This is a genomic window from Anoxybacillus sp. CHMUD (genome assembly GCF_013096965.1).
GTDB classification, from domain to species: domain Bacteria; phylum Bacillota; class Bacilli; order Bacillales; family Anoxybacillaceae; genus Anoxybacillus; species Anoxybacillus kestanbolensis_A.
Genome location: NZ_SDLG01000029.1, coordinates 1 through 20,538, shown reverse-complemented (window position 1 = coordinate 20,538; position 20,538 = coordinate 1). Strand labels below are relative to the sequence as shown.

Here is a 20,538-nt window from a genome sequence, read left to right as displayed (position 1 = left end):
ACAAACCGTCGCTATTTGCTCGATGAATAATGTCAAGTTGCTTATTCTTGCGCCGAGTGTCGAAAACATAGAAAAGCAAAAGCGAGTTCTTCAACGAAAATTGGATCGTCAAAGACGGGCGAATAATTCGCACAAATACGATGAAGATGGCACAATAAAAAAAGATAACAAGGAAAAATGGGTTTGGAGTAAAAATTATCTCAAAACGAGAAATCAGTTAGCAGAATTACAAAGAAAAATGGCAGATAAACGGAAACAAGATCATCAACGGCTTGCCAATTGGATCATCGCATTAGGTCATCATATCCAAGTAGAAAAAATGAATTTCAGAGCACTTCAAGCAAAGGCAAAAGAAACAAAAGTCGATGCCAACGGAAAATACAAAAAGAAAAAACGATTTGGAAAAAGTATTGCGAATCGTGCACCAAGTTTGTTTTTAAACATACTGAATCAAAAACTGCAATATGAAGGCTATTCCCTTCAATACATCGACACATTTCGCGTCAAGGCAAGTCAATACGACCACCAAAACGATGAGTACAACAAGAAAACACTTTCCCAACGATGGCACGAAGTAGACGGACGCAGAGTGCAACGAGATTTATACAGCGCATTTTTAATCATGAATGTGAAAGACAATCGAAAAGAAATAGATAGACAAAAATGTTTAGAGAGATGGGATCAATTTATTCGACTGCATGATGAAGAAATCAAACGACTTCATCTTCATTCATGTGTCGTAAGTAGTATGGGAATTTAAATGATAAAAAGCGTCTTGAACCGGGCGCACAGGGCGATAAGCACCAGTAAGGTGTTTGCCCATGAAAGTCTTGTGGAACAAGGGTGAGTTCTACACGCAGGTGTACGAGAAACCCTTTTGTACACAAGAACCTCGTGGCTTTAGCCATCGGGAGGTTCAGGGAACGGTGCAACTCATTCAAGCGGTGCTTAATCAATGGCAAGACTTTTCAAGAATGTTGCGAGATGTGCGTATGGCTAATCGAGAACGTGTAACAGTGATGCGGATGCAAGGTGGAAAAAGGGACGTCATTTAGGCGTCCTTTTTGTGATTTCATACGAAAATGAGGAGAGGATGTTGTATAATGAAAAAAGGAAGGTGAGATACACGTACATAAACAACGCATTTGCACTAATTGTATTTAGCATAGCCTTTTATCTTTCTTGCTTGGGATTAGCGGTATTTTTAGACTAAGTGATCCGATGGGCTCATTTGACCGAGTACTCGGATTCGTTCTCGTTGTATTAGGCTTTCCAGGTGCTTTTCTAGGCATAAAGACGTGGTGGGGAGATAGGAAGCTAAGAAAAAAGCTGAAAAGATAGTACACGATAATAAAAATACGCGGAAAGGGGTGTATATATGTGACCCATTCATTGGAGAACTACAAAGAATCGATTGTTTTATCCTATCAATATGCGTTTCGCTTATTGCTTCATTTGAAAAATGTTATTGCTGCCTCTAAGCAAATTCCAGCGGAAGATGAGTTAATGAAAGAAGTATATCGGGACTCAATCGTAAAGAAATATGAAATTCTCGAAGATCGACTTTGGAAGTTGTTGTCGAAAATTTTTAAAGCTTCTGGGTTAGAATTACACAGTCCGAGGGCGTGCTATCGGCAAGCTTTTAAAGAAGGGTGGATTGAACATATTGACATATGGAACGATATGTTAAGTTCGCGTAATGCAACGGCACATGTATATAATGAAGAAGATTATGAACAAATTAAGCAAAAAATTGTTGATGAATATGTCCAGCCAATCGAGGCGTTGTTGCAAAAAATAAAAGAAGAAGTGATTGATCGTGACAACATATGGAATTAACCAAACCGTATTTGAACGCTTAATGGCATATTTTCAAAGTGAAGAAGAGATCCGACGAGTTATTTTATTCGGTTCGCGGGCGAAAGGAACGGCGCGTTACAACTCCGATATTGACTTGTGCATCGATTATATAGGAAAGCAAAAGTGGAAAGTCATCGATGCGATTGATGAAATCGTTGGCATTTATTCGTTTGATGTGTTGTTTGCTGACTCGTTGAACAAAGAAATCGCACAGCAAATTAAGCGTGACGGAGTCGTTATCTATGAGAAATAAACAAGCAGGGGACGACAATCGTCCGCCTGCTTTTTCGTTTACACTGTAACGGATGCTTTTGTTTTTTTCCGCAGGTCAAAGCGGTCAGCGTTCATCACTTTTACCCAAGCCTTGATAAAGTCGTGGACGAATTTTTCCTTGTTGTCGTCTTGGGCGTAAAATTCGGCGTACGAACGGAGAATGGAGTTCGAACCGAACACTAAGTCGACACGTGTGGCAGTCCAACGAACTTCTCCTGTTTTGCGGTCGCGAATGTCGTACAAGCCGTCTTCTTTTGGTACCCATTCATAGTTCATGTCGACGAGGTGGACGAAGAAATCGTTCGTTAGCACGCCGATACGGTCTGTGAATACACCGTGAGGAAGATTGCGATACGTTGCCCCTAACACGCGCAATCCACCAACTAATACAGTCATTTCTGGAGCGGTTAAGCCAAGCAACTGCGCTTTGTCGACAAGCAGCTCCTCAGGCGTGACGCTGTATTTTTTCTTTTGGTAGTTACGGAATCCGTCCGCAACCGGTTCTAATACGGCAAAGCTTTCGACATCGGTTTGTTCTTCGGTTGCGTCGCCTCGTCCAGGCATAAACGGTACGCGAACGTCAAAACCAGCGTCGCGTGCGGCCTTCTCGACGGCGGCGCTACCACCAAGTACGATTAAATCGGCAAGGCTCACTTTTTTCGGAAGTTCACGTTGAATATCTTCGTAAACGGAAAGCACTTTGGCAAGTCGCTCTGGTTCGTTTACTTCCCAATCTTTTTGGGGAGCGAGTCGAATACGCGCACCGTTTGCGCCGCCGCGCTTATCGGAGTTGCGGAATGTGCTAGCGGACGCCCAAGCTGTTTTTACAAGCTCGCTCACTGTTAGTCCTGATTGCAAAATGCGCGTTTTGATGTCTTCGATTTCTGCATCAGTTAATTCCACATCAACTGCTGGAATCGGGTCTTGCCAAATGAAATCTTCTTTCGGTACTTCTGGACCGAGATATCTCGTTTTCGGCCCCATGTCGCGATGAATAAGTTTAAACCATGCGCGTGCAAACGCATCAGCAAATTCTTCAGGATGTTCATAAAAGCGGCGAGCAATTTTTTCATATGCTGGGTCGAACCGTAACGCTAAATCGGTCGTCAGCATCATCGGTGGCACTTTCTTGTTCGCATCTTCGACATCTGGAGCGAGATGTTCTTCTTTTAAGTTCACTGCTTCCCACTGATACGCACCAGCTGGACTTTTTGTTAGCTTCCATTCGTATTCAAAAAGCAATTGTAAATAGCTGTTATCCCATTTTGTAGGTGTCGGTGTCCAAGCGCCTTCTAGGCCACTTGTAATCGTGTCGCGTCCTTTTCCTTTTCCGTATGAGCTGATCCAACCTAATCCTTGTGCTTCGATTGGAGCGGCTTCTGGTTCCGGACCGACATGCGATGCATCGCCAGCTCCGTGCGCTTTACCAAATGTATGACCGCCTGCGATCAGCGCTACCGTTTCTTCATCGTTCATGCCCATTCGTTTAAACGTCTCACGAATGTCACGTGCGGCTGCGAGCGGATCTGGATTACCGTCTGGACCTTCTGGATTGACGTAAATGAGTCCCATTTGCACAGCAGCAAGCGGATTTTCTAACTCGCGATCGCCTGTATAACGTTCCGAAGCGAGCCATTCTTTTTCCGCACCCCAATAAATGTCTTCCTCTGGATGCCATACGTCTTCACGGCCAGCGCCAAACCCGATCGTTTTTCCACCCATCGACTCAATGGCTACGTTGCCAGCTAATACGATTAAGTCCGCCCACGAAATTTTATTGCCATACTTCTGTTTAATCGGCCACAGCAGGCGACGTGCTTTATCTAAATTCGCATTGTCCGGCCAGCTGTTCAACGGGGCAAAACGTTGCGTGCCTGTTGATGCTCCACCTCGTCCGTCACCGATGCGATACGTTCCTGCCGAATGCCAAGCCATGCGGATAAATAGCGGTCCGTAATGACCGTAGTCGGCAGGCCACCAATCTTGGCTTGTCGTCATCAGTTTGCGCAAATCTTCTTTTAACGCCCAATAGTCAAGTTTTTGAAACTCTTCCGTATAATCGAACGTTTCGTCATGTGGATTCGTTTTTCGGTCATGTTGATGAAGGATGTTTAAGTTTAGTTGATTTGGCCACCAGTCTTTGTTTGTTGTTTTGTTTGAAGCATGACTTGTCACGCTCCCATGGAATGGGCATTTGGATACGTGTTCGTTTTTGTTTTCCATTCTTTTATTCCCCTTTCTAGCATATAAATAAAATGAATTGTCTCTCAGTTGTATACACAATGAAGTGATAATGATTAGTACATTAGAATTATACTAAATTAATATTTAATAGTAAAGTATAAAAAATATTTTTATCAAAAAATTATAAAAATCCCCCATTTCATTCTGTTTACAGAATAAAATGGGGGATTTATACGTTTACATCCGTATCTCCGTTCATCGTTTCACTCCAATCTTTAACTCTGGATCATATGTTGGACTTGTTCAGTTGTCAAATTGCGAATAAATTCGATTAAATCAATTGCTTCAATGCCGAACTCACGACATTTTTCAACGTATCTTTGGTAAGCTTTCGTATACATATCCATAAACAAAACCCCTTTCGCACGTTTCTTTTGTTAGTTACATTGTATTATAACAGATTTAAAAAATCAATAACTGTTATATAATTATTTTTTATATTCAGGCAATAGTTGCTTTCAATATATTTTCGTAACAATATAGTCAAATGTTCTTGAACATAATGTGAAATGTTGAGCAAAAACAATTTTCGTAATTAAAAAAGTGGTATGATAAAGATGTAATAATTATACAAATAATAAATAAGGAGAGATGAAACATGGTAGTAAAATGGTTACGTGAGCATGTAAGCGCAGCGGCCGTTTTGACAGTGTTTCGTTTGTATCTCGGTTATGAATGGTTTATGGCAGGATGGCATAAGGTAACAGGGGGATTTGATGCGACAGGATTTTTAAAAGGAGCGCTTGGTAAAGCAACAGGGGAGCATCCAGCAGTACAAGGATGGTGGGCATCCTTTATTGAACATGTAGCGTTGCCAAACGTTGGATTTTTTAACTTTCTCGTACCATGGGGAGAGGTGCTTGTCGGCATTGCGTTACTTTTAGGTGTGTTTACAACATTTGCTGCTCTGATGGGAGCTGTAATGAATTTCGCATTTATGTTTTCAGGTACAACAAGTACAAACCCACAAATGGTTTTATTAACATTTTTCATTCTTGTTGCAGGAGCGAATGCAGGAAAGTTTGGGATTGATCGATGGGTAATTCCGTATCTTCGCAGATATGTGAGTGAATATCAGAATAAACGAAAAATAGCATCGACTTCTTAAAAGACGGCCATACGCACCTTTGTGCGTGGCCGTTTTTTTCTTGTTTTAAGTAATTTTCGCATGTAAGTAGTACAATGAAAATGTTTGTAGTACAATAGAGTAGGCGCCTGTAAGGGATTATACATATTTAACCAAACAAGAAAGGATGGACATACATGCATGTAATAGAGTTAATTAAAGCGCTCATTTTAGGACTAGTTGAAGGAGCGACAGAGTTTGCACCTGTTTCATCGACAGGCCATATGATTATTGTTGATGACATGTGGCTAAAATCGAGCGAGTTTTTAGGAAAGTATGGGGCGAATACGTTTAAAGTCGTCATCCAGCTCGGTTCAGTTTTAGCTGCGGTTGTTGTGTTTAAAGATAAATTTTTTGAGTTGCTTTATTTACGAAAAGGTGAAGTGAGAAAAGGACCACGCTTGACGCTGATGCACATTTTCGTTGGTCTTTTGCCTGCTGGAGTGTTGGGGGTTTTATTTGAAGACTATATTGATGAACATTTATTTTCCACAAAAACGGTGCTCATTGGGCTTGTGCTTGGAGCGTTGTTGATGATCGCAGCGGATCGTTTCGGAAAACGAACAGTAGCACAAACTGTAGATGATATTACATATAAGCAGGCGTTTATTGTCGGTCTTGTTCAATGTTTATCGCTTTGGCCTGGGTTTTCGCGTTCAGGTTCGACCATTTCAGGTGGCGTACTCGTCGGAATGAGCCACCGTGCCGCAGCAGACTTTACATTTATTATGGCTGTACCGATTATGGCGGGGGCAAGCGCTATTTCGTTATTGAAAAACTGGGAGCACATTACGTTAGATGCGCTACCGTTTTTCATCGTTGGTTTTATTAGCGCGTTTATTTTCGCGTTAATTGCTATTCGCTTTTTCTTACGTTTAATTAACCGCGTGCGTCTCGTTCCGTTCGCGATTTATCGCATCGTACTTGCGGCGGTCATTTATGTCGTTTATTTTGCATAAATAAAAGGCTCCTTTTCACGGGAGCCTTTTATTCGTTCAGTTTTTTAATAATTTTTGCCGGATTGCCTCTGACGACTACGTGATCAGGAACATCTTTTGTGACAACAGCTCCTGAAGCGATGACAACGTTATTTCCAATGTTTACGCCCGGATTAATGATTGCTCCGCCACCAATCCACACATGATCGCCGATCGTTACTGGTTTTCCGTATTCTAAACCGGACGCTCTTTCGATTGGATCAATGGGGTGCGTTGCCGTATAAATATGAACGCCGGGGCCAATGAGACAGTTGTCCCCGATACGAATGTCACATACATCTAAAAAAACGCAATTAAAATTCGCAAAAAAGTTTTCCCCGACATGAATGTTGTATCCGTAATCGCAATAAAAAGGGGGTTCAACATATACGTTTTGACCTGTTGAGCCAAATAGTTCTTTTAATAAAGAAATGCGTCGTTCATGTTCTGTTTCTAACGTTTGATTAAATAGCCTTGTTAAGCGACGAGCATGTTCTCGTTCTTTCACTAACTCTGGATCGGTAGCTCGATACAATTGACCACTTACCATTTTTTCTTTTTCTGATTTCATCTTTTTTCAACTCCTTTATTTTCCTGTTTTCATTGTACCATAGCAAAGCGCTATGTTTAAAAAAATCGTCAAAAACGCGTGAGTGCATGATGCAATACGAAGTCTATAATGAATGTGAACAATAACACAAAAAGTTGGTGATGAGAGATGCATAAACATGCGCGTGCGATCGATTATAACGAAAATCCGTTTATTGTCATTTGGGAAGTGACGAGAGCGTGTCAGTTAAAATGTGTCCATTGTCGTGCCGATGCTCAACCGTTCCCCGATCCGCGCGAGCTAACATATGAAGAAGGGCTTCGATTAATTGATGACATATATGACATGAACAATCCGATGCTTGTGTTTACGGGCGGGGACTGTATGATGCGCGAAGATTTGTTTGATCTTGCTGAGTATGCGATAAAAAAAGGAATGCGTGTTTCCATTACACCAAGCGCAACCCCGAATGTAACGAAAGAAAAAATGAAAAAAGCAAAAGAGATCGGATTGTCGCGCTGGGCGTTTAGTTTAGATGGACCGACGGCCGACATCCATGACCGATTTCGTGGTACACCGGGTTCGTTTGATTTAACAATTGAAAATATTCGTTATTTGAACGAGTTACATATGCCACTGCAAATCAACACGGTCATTTCGCGTTATAACTACGATCATTTAGAACAAATGGCGAAATTAGTTGCGGAGTTAAAGGCGGTGATGTGGTATATCTTTTTACTCGTACCAACTGGTCGTGGGCAAATGAATGATTGCATTACTCCAACCGAGCATGAAGAAGTGTTTCGTTGGTTGTATGAATTGAGTAAAACAGCACCGTATGATATTAAAACGACAGCGGCGCAACATTATCGTCGTGTTGTCATTCAACAAAAAATGCGTGAAAAACGCATTGATGCAGGGGATATTCGTTATGAGCATGCGATTACGACTGACCATGCTTCGATGATTGATGGATTAAAACGAGCGCCAAAAGGTGTCAATGACGGCAACGGTTTCGTTTTCGTCTCCCATACAGGAGATGTCATGCCAAGTGGTTTACTTCCGATCGTATGCGGCAATGTGCGCGAGCAACCGTTATCGCACATTTATCGCGAATCGGAAGTGATGAAACAGTTGCGCCAGCCAGATTTATATAAAGGGAAATGTGGCATTTGTGAATTTCGTTACGTTTGTGGCGGATCGCGTGCTCGGGCATATGCGATCACGGGAGATTATATGGAAAGTGAACCGTTTTGTGTATACGTTCCTTTAGGGATGAGAAGAGAAAAAACCCGAACGGTGTTCGCTTAATGCGGACGCTGTTCGGGTTTTTTATGTTGGTTCTTTTTTCGAAACAGGTGAAGGCATGTGTTAAATATCCATAGACTGATAAGAGAGAACAAAACGGCTAGTTCAATTGGTTCCATTACTTGAAAAGGATTGAAAATGTCAAGCCAAGCTTGATGAATGCTCATTCCTAGCAATAAATTCATACTAATCGCTATACTGCCTAACAACATAGAAATAACGATACAAACCACGACAGTTTTCATCATTTCATCTCCATGGATGCACTTTTTATTTAGCATCTGACCTTTTTGTACGTTTATTCCTTTTGCATAATATACGCATTGTATGCTTATTCTAACTATCAAGGAGACAATGGATGGAGGAGGAAAGATGTGGACACGATCGAAAGGTAAGAAAGAAAAGCATACGCATGCATATGGGTTGTTGGCACAAAAGGACATATACGGGACGATTGAGCAGAATTTACATGCGAATATAGAAAAAGTGAGAGATATTACTGGAAATAGTGCAGATATCATCATCCGCCGTTTTTTACTTGGAAAGGAGGACGATTTGCCTGCTGCACTTTGTTTTGTGAGCGGAATGGTTGATGAACATATTGTTCAGCAATTGTTGCTTGAAATAAGTGTACAATTATCACTTCCTTCAAGTAGTTGCAATCTAGACTATATTGAACAAAAAATAGCTACAGCTAATACAACACGGCGCATTCAGCAATGGCACGACATATTTTCCTCGCTTATGTCTGGGGAAGTCATTTTATTTATTGATGGGATGCTAGAAGCAGTTGGTGTATCAGTAAAAGGTGGTGAGTATCGTGCGATTACAGAACCGAGTACACAACTATCTATTCGAGGGCCACGTGAGGGTTTTACGGAATCGTTGGCAACAAATGTTGCTATGGTCCGCCGACGAATTCAAAATCCACATGTGTGGGTAGAAGGCATTACATTAGGTGAAGTGACACAAACAAATGTCCGTATCATGTATATTAAAGGAATTGCAAATGACAAAATTGTTGAAGAAGTGCGTAGTCGATTGCGACGCATTTGTATAGATGGCGTTCTTGAATCTGGATATATTGAACAATTGATTGAAGATGAATCATTTACAACGTTTCCAACTGTTTATCATACGGAAAGACCAGATAGTGTTGCGGCTAATTTGTTGGAAGGAAGAATCGCTATTTTTGTAGAGGGGACGCCATTTGTCCTTATTGTCCCAACTGTATTTATACAATTTTTTCAAGCTGTAGAAGATTATTATGCACGCTTTGATATTGCGACAGCGTTGCGTTTTTTACGTATGCTCGTTTTTTTTATTTCCCTTGTTGCACCGTCTGTGTATATTGCACTGACGACATTTCATCAAGAAATGATTCCTACTTCCCTTGTCATTGCAATTGCTGCACAACGTGAATCGGTTCCTTTTCCCGCTTTTATTGAAGCATTGCTCATGGAGGTGACGTTTGAAATTTTGCGTGAAGCTGGAGTGCGCTTGCCAAGGGCTGTTGGACAGGCTGTATCGATTGTTGGAGCGCTCGTCATCGGACAAGCTGCTGTAGAAGCAGGTTTTGTTTCGTCAGCTATGGTTATCGTTGTGTCCATCACGGCAATTGCTAGCTTTGCGACACCATCGTTTGCAATTGCTATCTCCGCACGTTTAATTCGTTTTGCCCTAATGGTACTAGCTGCTTTATTTGGTTTTTATGGCATTTTGATTGGCATGATTTTAATGACTATTCATTTATGTAGTCTTCGGTCATTTGGAGTGCCATACATGGCACCACTTGCTCCCCTTATTTTAGAAAATATAGGTGATACATTTATACGTTTTCCGTTATGGGGATTAAAAGAGAGACCTCGCTTGATCATGAATACAGACACGGTTCGTCAAAAGGGGGGGCAACGTCCAAAGCCGCCTCAACAAACAGAGAAAGAAGGGGATTCAAATTAAACGATATCTTTTCCTCATCTTTGTCCTGTTATTTACGTGTATTATTTACGGTTGTTGGAGCAAAAGAGAGCTGACAGACTTAGCATTCATTATTGCAGTTGGTATAGATAAAAGGGATGGAAAATATATGTCGACATTTCAAATTGTCAATCCTGGAAACGTAGCAGGGGCGACTCAAAGAGGGGGAGGGAGCGCAGGGCTTCCCGTTGCCTTGTATACATCAACTGGCGATACGTTAGTTGAGGCAAGTCGGAAGGCATCAAAACAAATATCACGCATTCCATATTATTCTCATACAAACCTTGTTGTCATTGGGGAGGAGCTTGCGAAAGAAGGAATTCAGCAAATTCTTGATGCTGTTGAGCGCAATCCCCAGTTTCGACCTGCAGCGAATATTATTATTGCGCGTAAACAAACAGCGAAACAATTATTATCTGTACTTACGCCGATCGATAAAATTCCTGCAAATCAAATAATTAAAACATTGCAATTTACAAAAGATTTGTTAGGAGAAAACGTTGATACTCGCATAAGGGAAATCATCGAAAATTTTTCGCTTGATGGAAAAGAAGTTGTCATAAGTAGTTTTCGTATTGTCGGTGATTGGCAGAAGGGAGACGAACAAGATAATGTTCGTACTATTGAACCTTCGGCACGTCTTCGCGCTGCTGAACTAGCTGTTTTTAAGAATGGGAAGCTTGTTGGCTGGATGAAGAATGAAGAGGCTCGTGGGGTTTTGTGGGTACTTAATAAAGTGAAACAAACAAGTGTAAATATTGATTGGGGTGAATCTAAGGAAGGATTGTCCTATAAGGTGATGCGTGCGCAAGCAAAGGTAACAGCAAAACTAAAAGACGGGAATCCAATAATATCGGTTTTTATTAAAACAGAGGGAGATATTAGCGAAACATTTGTTTCTATTGACTTCACAGATCCAAAGCAAATAATAGAGCTCGAAAAAAAAATACAACGGGAGATAAAAAAAGAGGTGAAAGAAGCAGTACATACTGCTCAAAAGAAGAAAAGCGACATTTTTGGATTTGGAGAGGTGGTTCATCGAACGTATCCAGAGGAATGGAAAGAAATGAAAAAATTGTGGCATAACAAATATTTTCCTAAATTAGAAATTCACGTGAAAGTTGATTCATTTATTCGAAGAACAGGATTGAGAACTCGCTCATACATTCAGTGAAAAGGCGGTGAGATGCGGTGGAACGAGCGTGTATAAGTGCGCGGCAATTATTTATGCTTGCCATTTTATTTGAACACGGTAGTGCCATGGTTATTCCACTTGGAGTAGATGCGAAACAAGACGTTTGGCTTGCTATTTTATGTGGCATGGTTTTAGGAGGAGGATTGCTGTTCGTTTATTACCGCCTTTTTACATATTATCCAAGACTACCTCTTACATCATATAGTCAGCGCATTGTTGGTTCTTTTTTTGGAAGGGTACTGGGGCTTATATACGTACTTTATTTTTTATACATTGCGGCTCGAGTGTTACGCGATTTCGGTGAGCTGCTATTGACGTTTGCGTATTCTGAAACCCCTTTGTTTATTTTAAATGCTGTCATGATGCTAACAGTAATGTATGCTGTTTATAAAGGAATTGAAGTCATTGCGCGAGCGAGTCAATTATTTTTCTTTTCACTTTACTGGATACTTATATTAGGATTTGTACTGATCATCATTACAGGAGCAGTTGATCTTCATCGTTTACAGCCGATATTAGAAGAAGGATGGGGACCCATTTTTCATGTTGTATTTACACAAACACTATATGTTCCATTTGGCGAAATGATTGTCTTTACGATGATTTTTCCTTATTTGCAAAAACAAGAAAAAGTAATGAAGGCAGGGTTTCTCGCGTTGTTTTTAAGTGGCATCAATTTAGCAATCATCATGGCAATGAATATATCCGTATTGGGGGCGGATATAGTTTCGCGTTCCACCTTTCCCTTGTTGAACACGATTCAAGAAATTCGTGTAGCAAATTTTTTAGAGCGATTAGATGTGTTATTTATGATTGCACTCATTGTCGGAGGATTTTTCAAAGTCGGTGTCTTTTTTTATGCAGGAGTAATCGGAGCGGCAGATTTATTTCAAATCAAAGAATATCAACGTCTTGTTTATCCGCTAGGTATTTCTGTTTTGTTTTTGTCCATTGCAATCGCCAGCAATTTTGCTGAGCATATTAAAGAGGGGCTACAAATCGTTACAGTTTATATGCATATTCCACTTCAAATTGTGATCCCAGTTCTTCTTCTTTTAATTGCTATGTTGAGACATCAAAAAACAGATAAAGAAAATAAGGGACGATAAGTCGCCCCTTTTTAAAAATCAAAGTTATCCGGATCTGGACCGATGCGGTGGTTTTCGTTTAGCGCGTCAATCGCATCCATTTCTTCTTTTGTTAAAGTAAAGTCAAAAATGTTTGCGTTTTGCGCGATGCGTTCAGGTGTGACAGACTTCGGAATGGTGACGACTTCGTGTTGTAAGTCCCAACGTAAAATAACTTGAGCCGATGTTTTGCCATATTTTTGCGCAATGTTGACAAGCGTTGGCTCGTTCAACAAATCGCCGCCACGCATAAGTGGTGACCACGCCTCGAGTTGGATGTCGTGTTGTTTACAAAAGGAAAGAAGTGGCTTTTGTGTTAAACGTGGATGAAACTCCACTTGATTAACCATCGGTTTAATCTCGCAATCGGCAAGGATGTCTTCTAAATGATGAATTTGGAAGTTGCTCACTCCGATCGCGCGCACAAAACCGTCTTTATATAACTTTTCAAGCGCTTTGTACGTTTCTTTATATTTTCCTTTAACAGGCCAATGCACTAAATACAAATCGATATAATCGAACCTGAGCTTTTTTAAACTTGTATCAAACGCTTTTAACGTTGATTCGTATCCTTGATCGGAGTTCCATACTTTTGTTGTGACAAAAATTTCGTCGCGAGGAATACCTGATTCACGAATCGCTTGACTGACACCTTCTTCGTTCTGGTAAAATGCAGCGGTATCAATGTGGCGATAACCGACTTCAAGCGCTGTGCGAACAGAGCGAATGACTTCGTCGCCTTCTTGCACTTTATAGACCCCTAAACCAAGCCAAGGCATACGGACACCGTTATGTAACATCGCGGCATCTTGTAAACTGTTCATCTCCATGCTCCTTTCCAATATTTGTCCCTTTTATTATGAGATGGATTGTCTACAAATGCAAAACATATGGCTCATATGGAAGGAGCTACAAATTCAAATCGCGATAGTTTGGATGGTGTTTTAACAGCTCGGAAACAGTAACAAATATATATCCTTTTTCTTTTAAAATCGGTAAAATTTCTTTTAATGCTTGAACAGTTTGTTTTCGGCTACCGCTTCCATGGTCATGAAATAAAATAATTTGCCCGGGCTCGATGTGTTCAACGACACGGCGGACAATTCGTCTTGTTCCAGGATTTTGCCAGTCATACGTATCTTGATGTTTTGACCACATCACAACGGTATATCCCTGTTGTTTGGCGGTGTCAATGATCTGCTTATTGTAGTAGCCGAACGGGGGACGAAATAACGTCGGGCGTTTTCCGGTAATGTGATACAGTACATCGCCTCCTTTTTTTATTTCTTCCTCAATCGTTTGTTTTGATTTTCCACGAAAATCGATATGTTTATATGTATGATTGGCGATCTCATGCCCTTCGTTCATTTGACGTTTAATCATGTCAGGATACTTTTCCGCGCGAAATCCGACGACGAAAAAAGTCGCTTTCGCATCATATTGTTTTAAAATCGCTAAAATGTCAGGAGTGTATAGTATGTCTGGTCCATCGTCAAATGTAATGGCAACCATTTTTTCATTTGTCGGAACGCTCCAAACGATATCATCATTCGTTCGATGTACAGGTGTTGATGCAGTAAGTAAGAAAGATAAAAATAAGAAAAGTACGTTCATTTTTCATCCCCACTTTTTTATATATGATGTGAAAAAAGTTGTTGTGTCATTCTCTTTTCTACGCAAAACATAGTAAAATAAAAATAGTCGATATGCGGGAAGGGATGTAAATTGAGAAAAGTAGTTGGTATCATCACATTTTTAATTGTACTCGTTGCAGGAGGAGTATGTTTGTTCGCACAAGAAAAACAACTAGTGCGCGCAACATGGCTTTGGAATCCATGGTTGCTTGTGGAAAATGAAGATCGTGTCTTGTCATTTTTAGAAAAAAAGCAAATAAGCGATGTATACGTCCAAATCGATGTTGAGGTCCCCGTCGATACGTATCGCCAATTTGTCCGTCGGGCAACTGAAAAAGGAATTCGTGTGTATGCGCTCGATGGCGCCCCAAATTGGATTGAAAACGGAGAAGAACTAGAACGTTTATTTCGATGGTTTGACCAATATGAAAGCGTTGCCGAGAAGAATGAAAAGTTTTTCGGTGTACACTTAGATGTTGAGCCGTATTTGCACGCATGGTGGCGAACGAATGAAAAAGAGGCGGTCGCTTCATATCAAACGTTGTTACAACGAGCACATGAACTTGCGAAAGAACGATCGTTACGTTTTGAAGTCGATATTCCGTTTTGGTTTGATGAAGTATCATACGGCAGTACGAACTTAGCGGAATGGGTGATTGCACATGCGGACGGTGTGACGATCATGGCGTATCGCGATGAAGCGGAGAAAATCATTAACATTGTAAAAAAAGAAATGCAAATAGCTAAAAAGTACGAAAAACAAATTGTTGTAGGTGTTGAAACAGGACAAGTTGACGAAGGGGATAGCGTTTCGTTTTTTGAAGAAGACGAGGCGTACATGAACGAGCAATTGGCGATTGTTCAGAAGTACTACGCACGAACAAAAAGCTTTGCTGGCATCGCTGTGCATCATGTCGAGCAATGGATGAATAGGAACGGAAAAACAAGTGAAGGTGAGATGGATGAGTGAGCGTGAAGAAAAACAGCTGTATACGCTTGCGGAGTTTTTTGAGCTTGTCGGAGAACGACGAATGGAGTTGTACGAAGGTGTTCCTGTGCTCATGGCTCCAGCCTCATACGAGCATGAGGGGGTTGTAGCGAATGTAATTGGGGAAATCACATTCGCGTTAAAAGGTAGCCCTTGTTTTGTGTTTGGAAGCAATTTGCAAGTTGTGTTTCTTTTCCAAGATGAGCAAAAAGGAAAAGAAAATGTCACGGTGTTACCGGACATCTCAGTTGTTTGTGAGAAAGAGAAACTGCGCAATAAGCGTTGTTATGGCGCCCCAGACCTTGTTGTCGAAGTTCTTTCTCCAAGCACTGCAAGAAATGACCGATTATTAAAGCGTTATTACTATGAAAAAGCAGGGGTAAAGGAATATTGGATTGTTGATTATCAGCATCAGACGATTGAAAAATATGTCCTTTATAACGATCGTTTGCAACTAGAAGAAGTATATGATGCGCAAAACGATCATTTTGTCTCAACTTTGTTTCCAAATATACAGTTCTCTACACATGATATTTTTTCATTTCTTGATATATAAACAAAGAGGAAGGGGAAAATGTATGTCGAAACACACGAAGCACATTTATGAAGCAGAAAGACGAGTACAACAGGCAAAAGAAAAAATGGACAGCACGTATCGCTTAGCATACCATATTATGGCGCCGGTAAACTGGATGAATGATCCAAACGGATTGATTCAATGGAATGGAGAGTACCATGTATTTTATCAATTTCATCCCGACAGTCCAAAGTGGGGGCCGATGCATTGGGGGCATGTGAAAAGTAAAGACCTTGTGCATTGGGAGCGTGCACCGATTGCGCTTGCGCCGAGTGAATGGTACGACGAAGGCGGTTGTTTCTCTGGAAGCGCAGTCAATAATAATGGTGTCCTGACACTCATTTACACAGGAAACGTTTGGCTAAATGAAGAACAAACGGAACTGAAACAATATCAATGTATTGCAACAAGCAAAGATGGCATCCATTTTGAAAAAGACCCGAAAAATCCGGTGCTTTCTGAGCCACCATTTGATTGCCAAGGGCATATTCGCGATCCGAAAGTGTGGAAACGTGGCGACGACTGGTATATGGTGCTTGGGACAAGAGAGGGGAATAATGGAAAAGTCGTTTTATACAAGTCGAAAGATTTACGCCATTGGGAATATGTAAACATTCTTGCGGAGAGCGATGGTCGTTTAGGCTATATGTGGGAGTGCCCAGACGTCTTTCATTTGAAAGGCAAAGATATTTTGTTGTTCTCACCGCAAGGAATCGAACCAGAAGGCGATCGCTTTCAAAACCTTCATCAAACAGGTTATGTTGTTGGTACGCTTGATTATGAAACGGGAAAACTAGCGCACGGAGCGTTTGAAGAACTCGACAAAGGGTTTGATTTTTATGCCGCGCAAACGTTTGAAGATGAACGAGGGCGACGTATTTTGTTCGGCTGGATGGATATGTGGGAGTCACAAATGCCGACGCAACAACACGGATGGGCAGGGGCGTTAACGATTCCGCGTCTGTTGGAATTGACGGATGATGAGAAACTGTTGATGAAGCCAGTGCCGGAATTACAATTATTGCGCGAAGAACATATGCGTCTGGAATCGATTTCAGTAAATGAGGGAACATATGCGTTGCCGATGAAAGGTGACCGACTTGAGTTGCTCGTTCGTTTTTCCTTAGGTGATTTTCATGGGAACGCATTTGGTGTCAAAGTGCGTTGTTCAGAAGACGGAAGCGAAGAAACGATGTTCCGCTACGATGTGAAAGACTCCATCGTGACGTTTGACCGAAACCGTTCCGGAAAAGGAGAGGGAGGCACTCGTCGCGCTGTATTGGATAAGATAGGAGACGTTGTCACGTTTCATTTCTTCATTGACCGTTCTTCTGTTGAACTATTTGTCAACGATGGTCGACTTGTCATGACGGGAAGAATATATCCTTCTGAAACGAGCCAAGGCATCGAACTGTTTGCAGAAGGCGGGGATATTACGGTTTGTTCTATCGATGCATGGGAATTGAAAGATATTTGGGATGAACGGTAAGAGGCGGTTTTCTCCGCCTCTTTTTATCATGAACGGTGATTGTCCTCACATGAAAGGAATAATATAAAGTATAGCAAAAAAGCGAGCTGGAGGATAGCGATGGGGAGATTGATCGGTTATATCGTAGCGTATATCGTTATGGTTTTTGTAAATGTTTTAGCTGAGTGGCTTCCTTTGAACGGACAGACGACAGGAGAGATATCGCGAAAAGTAAATGTGGTATTTACACCGGCAGGGTATGTATTTTCGATTTGGGGTTTTATTTATACGTTGTTAGCCATTTGGATTTTGCGACAAATTCCTTCTTCACGGCGTCATCTATCCATTTACCGTCAAGCATTCGTTCCGTTTGTCATTAGTTGTATGTTCAATGCGTTATGGATTGTTGTATAGCATTATGAATATTTTGTTTTATCTGTTGTTGTTATGCTTGCTCTCCTTTTTACACTCATTTCTTTATATATATCGGTCAAACAAACGAAACCAGCTTTTTTCGATCTGTTGCCATTTTCATTTTATTTAGGTTGGATTAGTGTCGCGACGATTGTTAATGTGTCATTTGTTTTAGCTTACGAGGGATGGGATGGATTTGGTTTGCCGCATGCTTTTTGGGCGATAATGATGTTATTTGCAGCAGCTACTTTAGCGTTTGTTTTTGCGAGTTGCGAGCACGATTGTATATATCCGCTCGTTTTTGTGTGGGCGTTTATCGGTATCGGGGTGAAAAATCAAGGAACTGAGCCTCTCGTTGCTTATGTTTCCTTTTTACTCGCAGGTGTTATACTCATTAGTACAACTACCTTATACAAAGGAAAGCGATGACACGCTATTTGTCAATCACAAGGATCAGGGGTTATTCTCTGATTTTTTTTTACGTGACGTGAGATATCCCTCCACATTTTCTCCATATTTTTTCTGTTATAATGAAGAAAAAAATAAGTGAGGAAGGAATATTTGTGCGAAAAATTTCGCTTAAATTAGGGCTGTTGTTTTTTGTTTTTGTGTTTGCCATTGAAATGAGCTTATTTACTGCGTTATATGTAACGCTTGTCGACGCAAAAATCCACGAAGAATTTGAACATTTATTAGCGCGAGGCAATAATCACCGTGCAGTATTGGAAAGTCATTATGATGAAATAACGTTGCAACATGTCGTCATGATGGAATCTGAGGCGGAGACGGATGTTGCGATTACAAATGAAAAAGGCGATATATTATATTTTTCAGATCATATTTTCCCAATAGCAAAGCGATGGATTGATCAGACGAAGTTGAACGATATTCCATACGATGGAAAAGTCATTCAAGACAATTGGAAAAACGAGCGATATATTGCTACAGCCAGTCCAATTCGGATTAATGGAAAAATTACTGGTTATGTGTATATGTTTCAAAAAACTTCTTCCATTCAACGCATGATTAATCAGCTGAAGCATCATTTTATCATTGCGGGCATGCTTTCTGTCGGTTTAACGATTATCACCATTTTCTTCTTATCAAGAGCCATTACGATTCCGCTCATTCGTATGAAGCGAGCGACTGAAAAGCTAAGCAAGGGCGATTTCTCCGTTCGTCTGCAAGTAAAAGGAAAAGACGAGCTAGCACAGCTAGGTAAAGCGATTCAAACGTTGGCAAGGGATTTGGAATACTTAAAAAAAGAAAGAAACGAATTTCTCGCTAGTATTTCTCATGAACTTCGTACTCCGCTCACGTATGTCAAAGGATATGCGGACATCGCGAGAAGGCCAACTATCGAGGAGGAAGAAAGAGCGAAATATTTGTCCATTATTTATGAGGAAGCAGAGCATATGCAAAAATTAGTGAAAGACTTGTTTGAGCTCGCGAAAATGGATCAACATTCGTTTCAAATCGAGAAAGAGCCAACTCCACTATGTCTTTTTTTAAAAAAATATACGAGAAGATGTATCCTGCTTTTCAGACGAAAAATATGTCGCTTGTCTACCGCTGTGATGAGGACATTACTGTCCATATTGATCGACAGCGTTTTGAACAAGTGATGATGAATCTTTTGGACAATGCGTTAAAATATTCTCACCAAGGTTCTACCGTTTTCATTGACGTAAAAATGGAGAAAAAGAACGTGATGATCATGATTTCCGACGAAGGGATAGGAATTCCTGAAGCAGATTTGCCGCATATTTTTGAACGATTTTACCGAGTCGATAAATCACGGTCGCGAACAGGCGGGGGCACAGGGTTAGGTCTGGCGATTGTGAAAGAAATTGTCGAAGCGCACGGCGGTTCGATTTCCGCAACGAGCCAATTCGGAAAAGGGACAAAGATAGTTATTACATTGCCGAAGGGGGATGAAAGTGTACACGATATTACTAGTGGATGACGAAAAACGAATGTTGGATTTACTAGAGTTGTATTTGATCCCGAACGGGTACCGTTGTGTGAAATGCGAGTCAGGAGTAGCGGCGATCCGCCATTTAGAAAATAATAAAGCGGATCTCGTTTTGCTTGATGTGATGATGCCAGAGATGGACGGGTGGGAAACGTGCCAACAAATACGAGAGTTTTCGGACGTTCCGATTATTATGGTCACCGCAAGAGGGGAAACGACAGACGTTGTCCAAGGACTAAAGATCGGTGCAGATGATTATATTACAAAACCGTTTGACGAGTCCGAATTGCTTGCTCGGATCGAGGCGGTATTGCGCCGTTCGGTCGGAAAACAAACGAAACTGGAGTTTCATGGCTTAGTTTGGGATGAGGGGCAGCATAAAGTTCAATACGCTGGGCACGATATTTTTCTCACACCAAAAGAGTTTGCGATTTTAGGACTTTTTCTCAAAAATCCAAATCGCGTATTTAGTCGAGAGCAACTGATCGTGACATTATGGGGGTATAACGCCAATACAGAAGAACGAACTGTCGATTCACATGTGAAAAATATTCGCGAAAAGCTCCGCCAAGCCGGTTTTCCCGTTGATCAATTTTTACAAACCGTTTGGGGGGTAGGGTACAAATGGGGGACGTAAATGGAACAACAGATCATTGCGTTATTTCGAACATATGAACCATTCGCTTTTTTCATCAGCATCGCAATCAATATCGTGATTAGTATTTTAGGCGTTGTACCGAGCGTATTTCTCACTGCAGCTAACTTGGCGGTATTCGGTTTTTGGAAAGGCACCTTTTTATCGTTTGTAGGGGAAGCTGTTGGGGCGATTGTTTCTTTCGTTTTAT

At 41.1% G+C, this 20,538-nt stretch carries 20 protein-coding genes and 3 pseudogenes; 17 read left to right on the top strand and 6 right to left on the bottom strand.

All coding sequences use genetic code 11. The annotated features are described in order from the left end of the window. The 4 genes from ETB99_RS13895 to ETB99_RS13885 form a co-directional block, all read left to right on the top strand. The coding region (locus ETB99_RS13895; RefSeq protein WP_483860847.1) for a nuclease/transposase family protein at nt 1-760 on the top strand (760 nt) is incomplete at its 5' end. Between the two features lie 166 nt (nt 761-926). Then, a complete protein-coding gene (locus ETB99_RS15210; RefSeq protein ID WP_256368203.1) occupies nt 927-1,055 on the top strand; it encodes a hypothetical protein in 129 nt (42 codons plus the stop codon). A gap of 325 nt (nt 1,056-1,380) precedes the next feature. Then, nucleotides 1,381-1,839 carry an HI0074 family nucleotidyltransferase substrate-binding subunit gene (locus ETB99_RS13890; RefSeq protein ID WP_171700872.1) on the top strand — a complete coding sequence of 153 codons (459 nt, stop codon included), beginning with the start codon at nt 1,381-1,383 and terminating at the stop codon, nt 1,837-1,839. After that, nucleotides 1,820-2,113 carry a nucleotidyltransferase family protein gene (locus tag ETB99_RS13885; RefSeq protein ID WP_171700871.1) on the top strand — a complete coding sequence of 98 codons (294 nt, stop codon included), beginning with the start codon at nt 1,820-1,822 and terminating at the stop codon, nt 2,111-2,113. The genes ETB99_RS13890 and ETB99_RS13885 overlap by 20 nt, the downstream gene beginning before the upstream one ends. A gap of 38 nt (nt 2,114-2,151) precedes the next feature. On the opposite strand, the gene katG is transcribed toward ETB99_RS13885, so the two are convergent. After that, complete coding sequence (gene katG, locus ETB99_RS13880) at nt 2,152-4,356, bottom strand: catalase/peroxidase HPI (protein ID WP_041638277.1); 2,205 nt, start codon at nt 4,354-4,356, stop codon at nt 2,152-2,154. A gap of 236 nt (nt 4,357-4,592) precedes the next feature. Beyond that, nucleotides 4,593-4,724, bottom strand: coding sequence for a hypothetical protein (locus ETB99_RS15205; protein WP_006319602.1), 132 nt, complete (start codon nt 4,722-4,724; stop codon nt 4,593-4,595). Nucleotides 4,725-4,975: 251 nt separating this feature from the next. Here ETB99_RS15205 and ETB99_RS13875 point away from each other — a divergent pair, with 251 nt between their 5' ends. Together ETB99_RS13875 and ETB99_RS13870 are read left to right on the top strand one after the other, a co-directional pair. After that, nucleotides 4,976-5,485 (top strand): DoxX family protein, encoded by a 510-nt coding sequence (locus tag ETB99_RS13875; RefSeq protein ID WP_077428540.1) that lies wholly within the window; start codon nt 4,976-4,978, stop codon nt 5,483-5,485. Between the two features lie 155 nt (nt 5,486-5,640). After that, the gene (locus ETB99_RS13870) at nt 5,641-6,462 is read left to right on the top strand and encodes an undecaprenyl-diphosphate phosphatase (protein ID WP_171700870.1); all 822 of its coding nucleotides are present in this window, start codon (nt 5,641-5,643) and stop codon (nt 6,460-6,462) included. 28 nt (nt 6,463-6,490) lie between these two features. Here ETB99_RS13870 and ETB99_RS13865 read toward each other — a convergent pair whose 3' ends face one another. Continuing rightward, nucleotides 6,491-7,051 (bottom strand): sugar O-acetyltransferase, encoded by a 561-nt coding sequence (locus ETB99_RS13865; protein WP_171700869.1) that lies wholly within the window; start codon nt 7,049-7,051, stop codon nt 6,491-6,493. Nucleotides 7,052-7,198: 147 nt separating this feature from the next. Between ETB99_RS13865 and ETB99_RS13860 the strand changes: the two genes are divergently transcribed. After that, nucleotides 7,199-8,341 carry a TIGR04053 family radical SAM/SPASM domain-containing protein gene (locus tag ETB99_RS13860; protein WP_171700868.1) on the top strand — a complete coding sequence of 381 codons (1,143 nt, stop codon included), beginning with the start codon at nt 7,199-7,201 and terminating at the stop codon, nt 8,339-8,341. On the opposite strand, the gene ETB99_RS13855 is transcribed toward ETB99_RS13860, so the two are convergent. Further along, nucleotides 8,338-8,583 (bottom strand): YczF family membrane protein, encoded by a 246-nt coding sequence (locus ETB99_RS13855; protein ID WP_077428538.1) that lies wholly within the window; start codon nt 8,581-8,583, stop codon nt 8,338-8,340. The genes ETB99_RS13860 and ETB99_RS13855 overlap by 4 nt on opposite strands. Before the next feature lie 127 nt (nt 8,584-8,710). Between ETB99_RS13855 and ETB99_RS13850 the strand changes: the two genes are divergently transcribed. Genes ETB99_RS13850 through ETB99_RS13840 form a run of 3 tightly spaced genes read left to right on the top strand, consistent with a single transcriptional unit; the run spans nt 8,711 to nt 12,619 of the window. After that, on the top strand, nt 8,711-10,297 hold the full coding sequence (locus ETB99_RS13850) for a spore germination protein (RefSeq protein WP_171700867.1): 1,587 nt from the start codon (nt 8,711-8,713) through the stop codon (nt 10,295-10,297). Beyond that, nucleotides 10,287-11,489 carry a Ger(x)C family spore germination protein gene (locus tag ETB99_RS13845; RefSeq protein WP_483860848.1) on the top strand — a complete coding sequence of 401 codons (1,203 nt, stop codon included), beginning with the start codon at nt 10,287-10,289 and terminating at the stop codon, nt 11,487-11,489. The genes ETB99_RS13850 and ETB99_RS13845 overlap by 11 nt, the downstream gene beginning before the upstream one ends. Nucleotides 11,490-11,506: 17 nt before the next feature. After that, complete coding sequence (locus tag ETB99_RS13840) at nt 11,507-12,619, top strand: GerAB/ArcD/ProY family transporter (RefSeq protein WP_171700866.1); 1,113 nt, start codon at nt 11,507-11,509, stop codon at nt 12,617-12,619. Between the two features lie 11 nt (nt 12,620-12,630). Here ETB99_RS13840 and ETB99_RS13835 read toward each other — a convergent pair whose 3' ends face one another. Beyond that, nucleotides 12,631-13,461 carry an aldo/keto reductase gene (locus ETB99_RS13835; RefSeq protein ID WP_171700865.1) on the bottom strand — a complete coding sequence of 277 codons (831 nt, stop codon included), beginning with the start codon at nt 13,459-13,461 and terminating at the stop codon, nt 12,631-12,633. Between the two features lie 85 nt (nt 13,462-13,546). Continuing rightward, on the bottom strand, nt 13,547-14,251 hold the full coding sequence (locus ETB99_RS13830) for a polysaccharide deacetylase family protein (protein WP_077428534.1): 705 nt from the start codon (nt 14,249-14,251) through the stop codon (nt 13,547-13,549). A gap of 111 nt (nt 14,252-14,362) precedes the next feature. Here ETB99_RS13830 and ETB99_RS13825 point away from each other — a divergent pair, with 111 nt between their 5' ends. The 7 genes and pseudogenes from ETB99_RS13825 to ETB99_RS13795 all read left to right on the top strand — a co-directional run. Further along, on the top strand, nt 14,363-15,241 hold the full coding sequence (locus ETB99_RS13825; protein WP_171700864.1) for an amidase: 879 nt from the start codon (nt 14,363-14,365) through the stop codon (nt 15,239-15,241). Continuing rightward, a complete protein-coding gene (locus ETB99_RS13820) occupies nt 15,234-15,815 on the top strand; it encodes a Uma2 family endonuclease (RefSeq protein WP_171700863.1) in 582 nt (193 codons plus the stop codon). Before ETB99_RS13825 ends, ETB99_RS13820 begins: the two co-directional genes overlap by 8 nt. Before the next feature lie 22 nt (nt 15,816-15,837). Continuing rightward, the gene (locus ETB99_RS13815; RefSeq protein ID WP_171700862.1) at nt 15,838-17,325 is read left to right on the top strand and encodes a glycoside hydrolase family 32 protein; all 1,488 of its coding nucleotides are present in this window, start codon (nt 15,838-15,840) and stop codon (nt 17,323-17,325) included. A 99-nt stretch (nt 17,326-17,424) separates the two neighbouring features. Next, nucleotides 17,425-18,147 (top strand): annotated as a pseudogene (locus ETB99_RS13810) (TspO/MBR family protein). A gap of 134 nt (nt 18,148-18,281) precedes the next feature. Continuing rightward, nucleotides 18,282-19,684: pseudogene (locus ETB99_RS13805) on the top strand (sensor histidine kinase). After that, nucleotides 19,659-20,330, top strand: coding sequence for a response regulator transcription factor (locus ETB99_RS13800; protein WP_171700861.1), 672 nt, complete (start codon nt 19,659-19,661; stop codon nt 20,328-20,330). The pseudogene ETB99_RS13805 and the gene ETB99_RS13800 overlap by 26 nt, the downstream one beginning before the upstream one ends. Continuing rightward, nucleotides 20,331-20,538, top strand: a pseudogene (locus ETB99_RS13795) (hypothetical protein); the annotation flags it as partial.

Excerpts from the sequence above, each read along its gene's own strand:
- katG (WP_041638277.1), bottom strand. The coding sequence starts at position 4,356 with ATGGAAAACAAAAACGAACACGTATCCAAATGCCCATTCCATGGGAGC.
- ETB99_RS15205 (WP_006319602.1), bottom strand. The coding sequence starts at position 4,724 with ATGGATATGTATACGAAAGCTTACCAAAGATACGTTGAAAAATGTCGT.
- ETB99_RS13875 (WP_077428540.1), top strand. The coding sequence starts at position 4,976 with ATGGTAGTAAAATGGTTACGTGAGCATGTAAGCGCAGCGGCCGTTTTG.
- ETB99_RS13870 (WP_171700870.1), top strand. The coding sequence starts at position 5,641 with ATGCATGTAATAGAGTTAATTAAAGCGCTCATTTTAGGACTAGTTGAA.
- ETB99_RS13865 (WP_171700869.1), bottom strand. The coding sequence starts at position 7,051 with ATGAAATCAGAAAAAGAAAAAATGGTAAGTGGTCAATTGTATCGAGCT.
- ETB99_RS13860 (WP_171700868.1), top strand. The coding sequence starts at position 7,199 with ATGCATAAACATGCGCGTGCGATCGATTATAACGAAAATCCGTTTATT.
- ETB99_RS13855 (WP_077428538.1), bottom strand. The coding sequence starts at position 8,583 with ATGAAAACTGTCGTGGTTTGTATCGTTATTTCTATGTTGTTAGGCAGT.
- ETB99_RS13850 (WP_171700867.1), top strand. The coding sequence starts at position 8,711 with ATGTGGACACGATCGAAAGGTAAGAAAGAAAAGCATACGCATGCATAT.
- ETB99_RS13835 (WP_171700865.1), bottom strand. The coding sequence starts at position 13,461 with ATGAACAGTTTACAAGATGCCGCGATGTTACATAACGGTGTCCGTATG.
- ETB99_RS13830 (WP_077428534.1), bottom strand. The coding sequence starts at position 14,251 with ATGAACGTACTTTTCTTATTTTTATCTTTCTTACTTACTGCATCAACA.
- ETB99_RS13820 (WP_171700863.1), top strand. The coding sequence starts at position 15,234 with ATGAGTGAGCGTGAAGAAAAACAGCTGTATACGCTTGCGGAGTTTTTT.
- ETB99_RS13815 (WP_171700862.1), top strand. The coding sequence starts at position 15,838 with ATGTCGAAACACACGAAGCACATTTATGAAGCAGAAAGACGAGTACAA.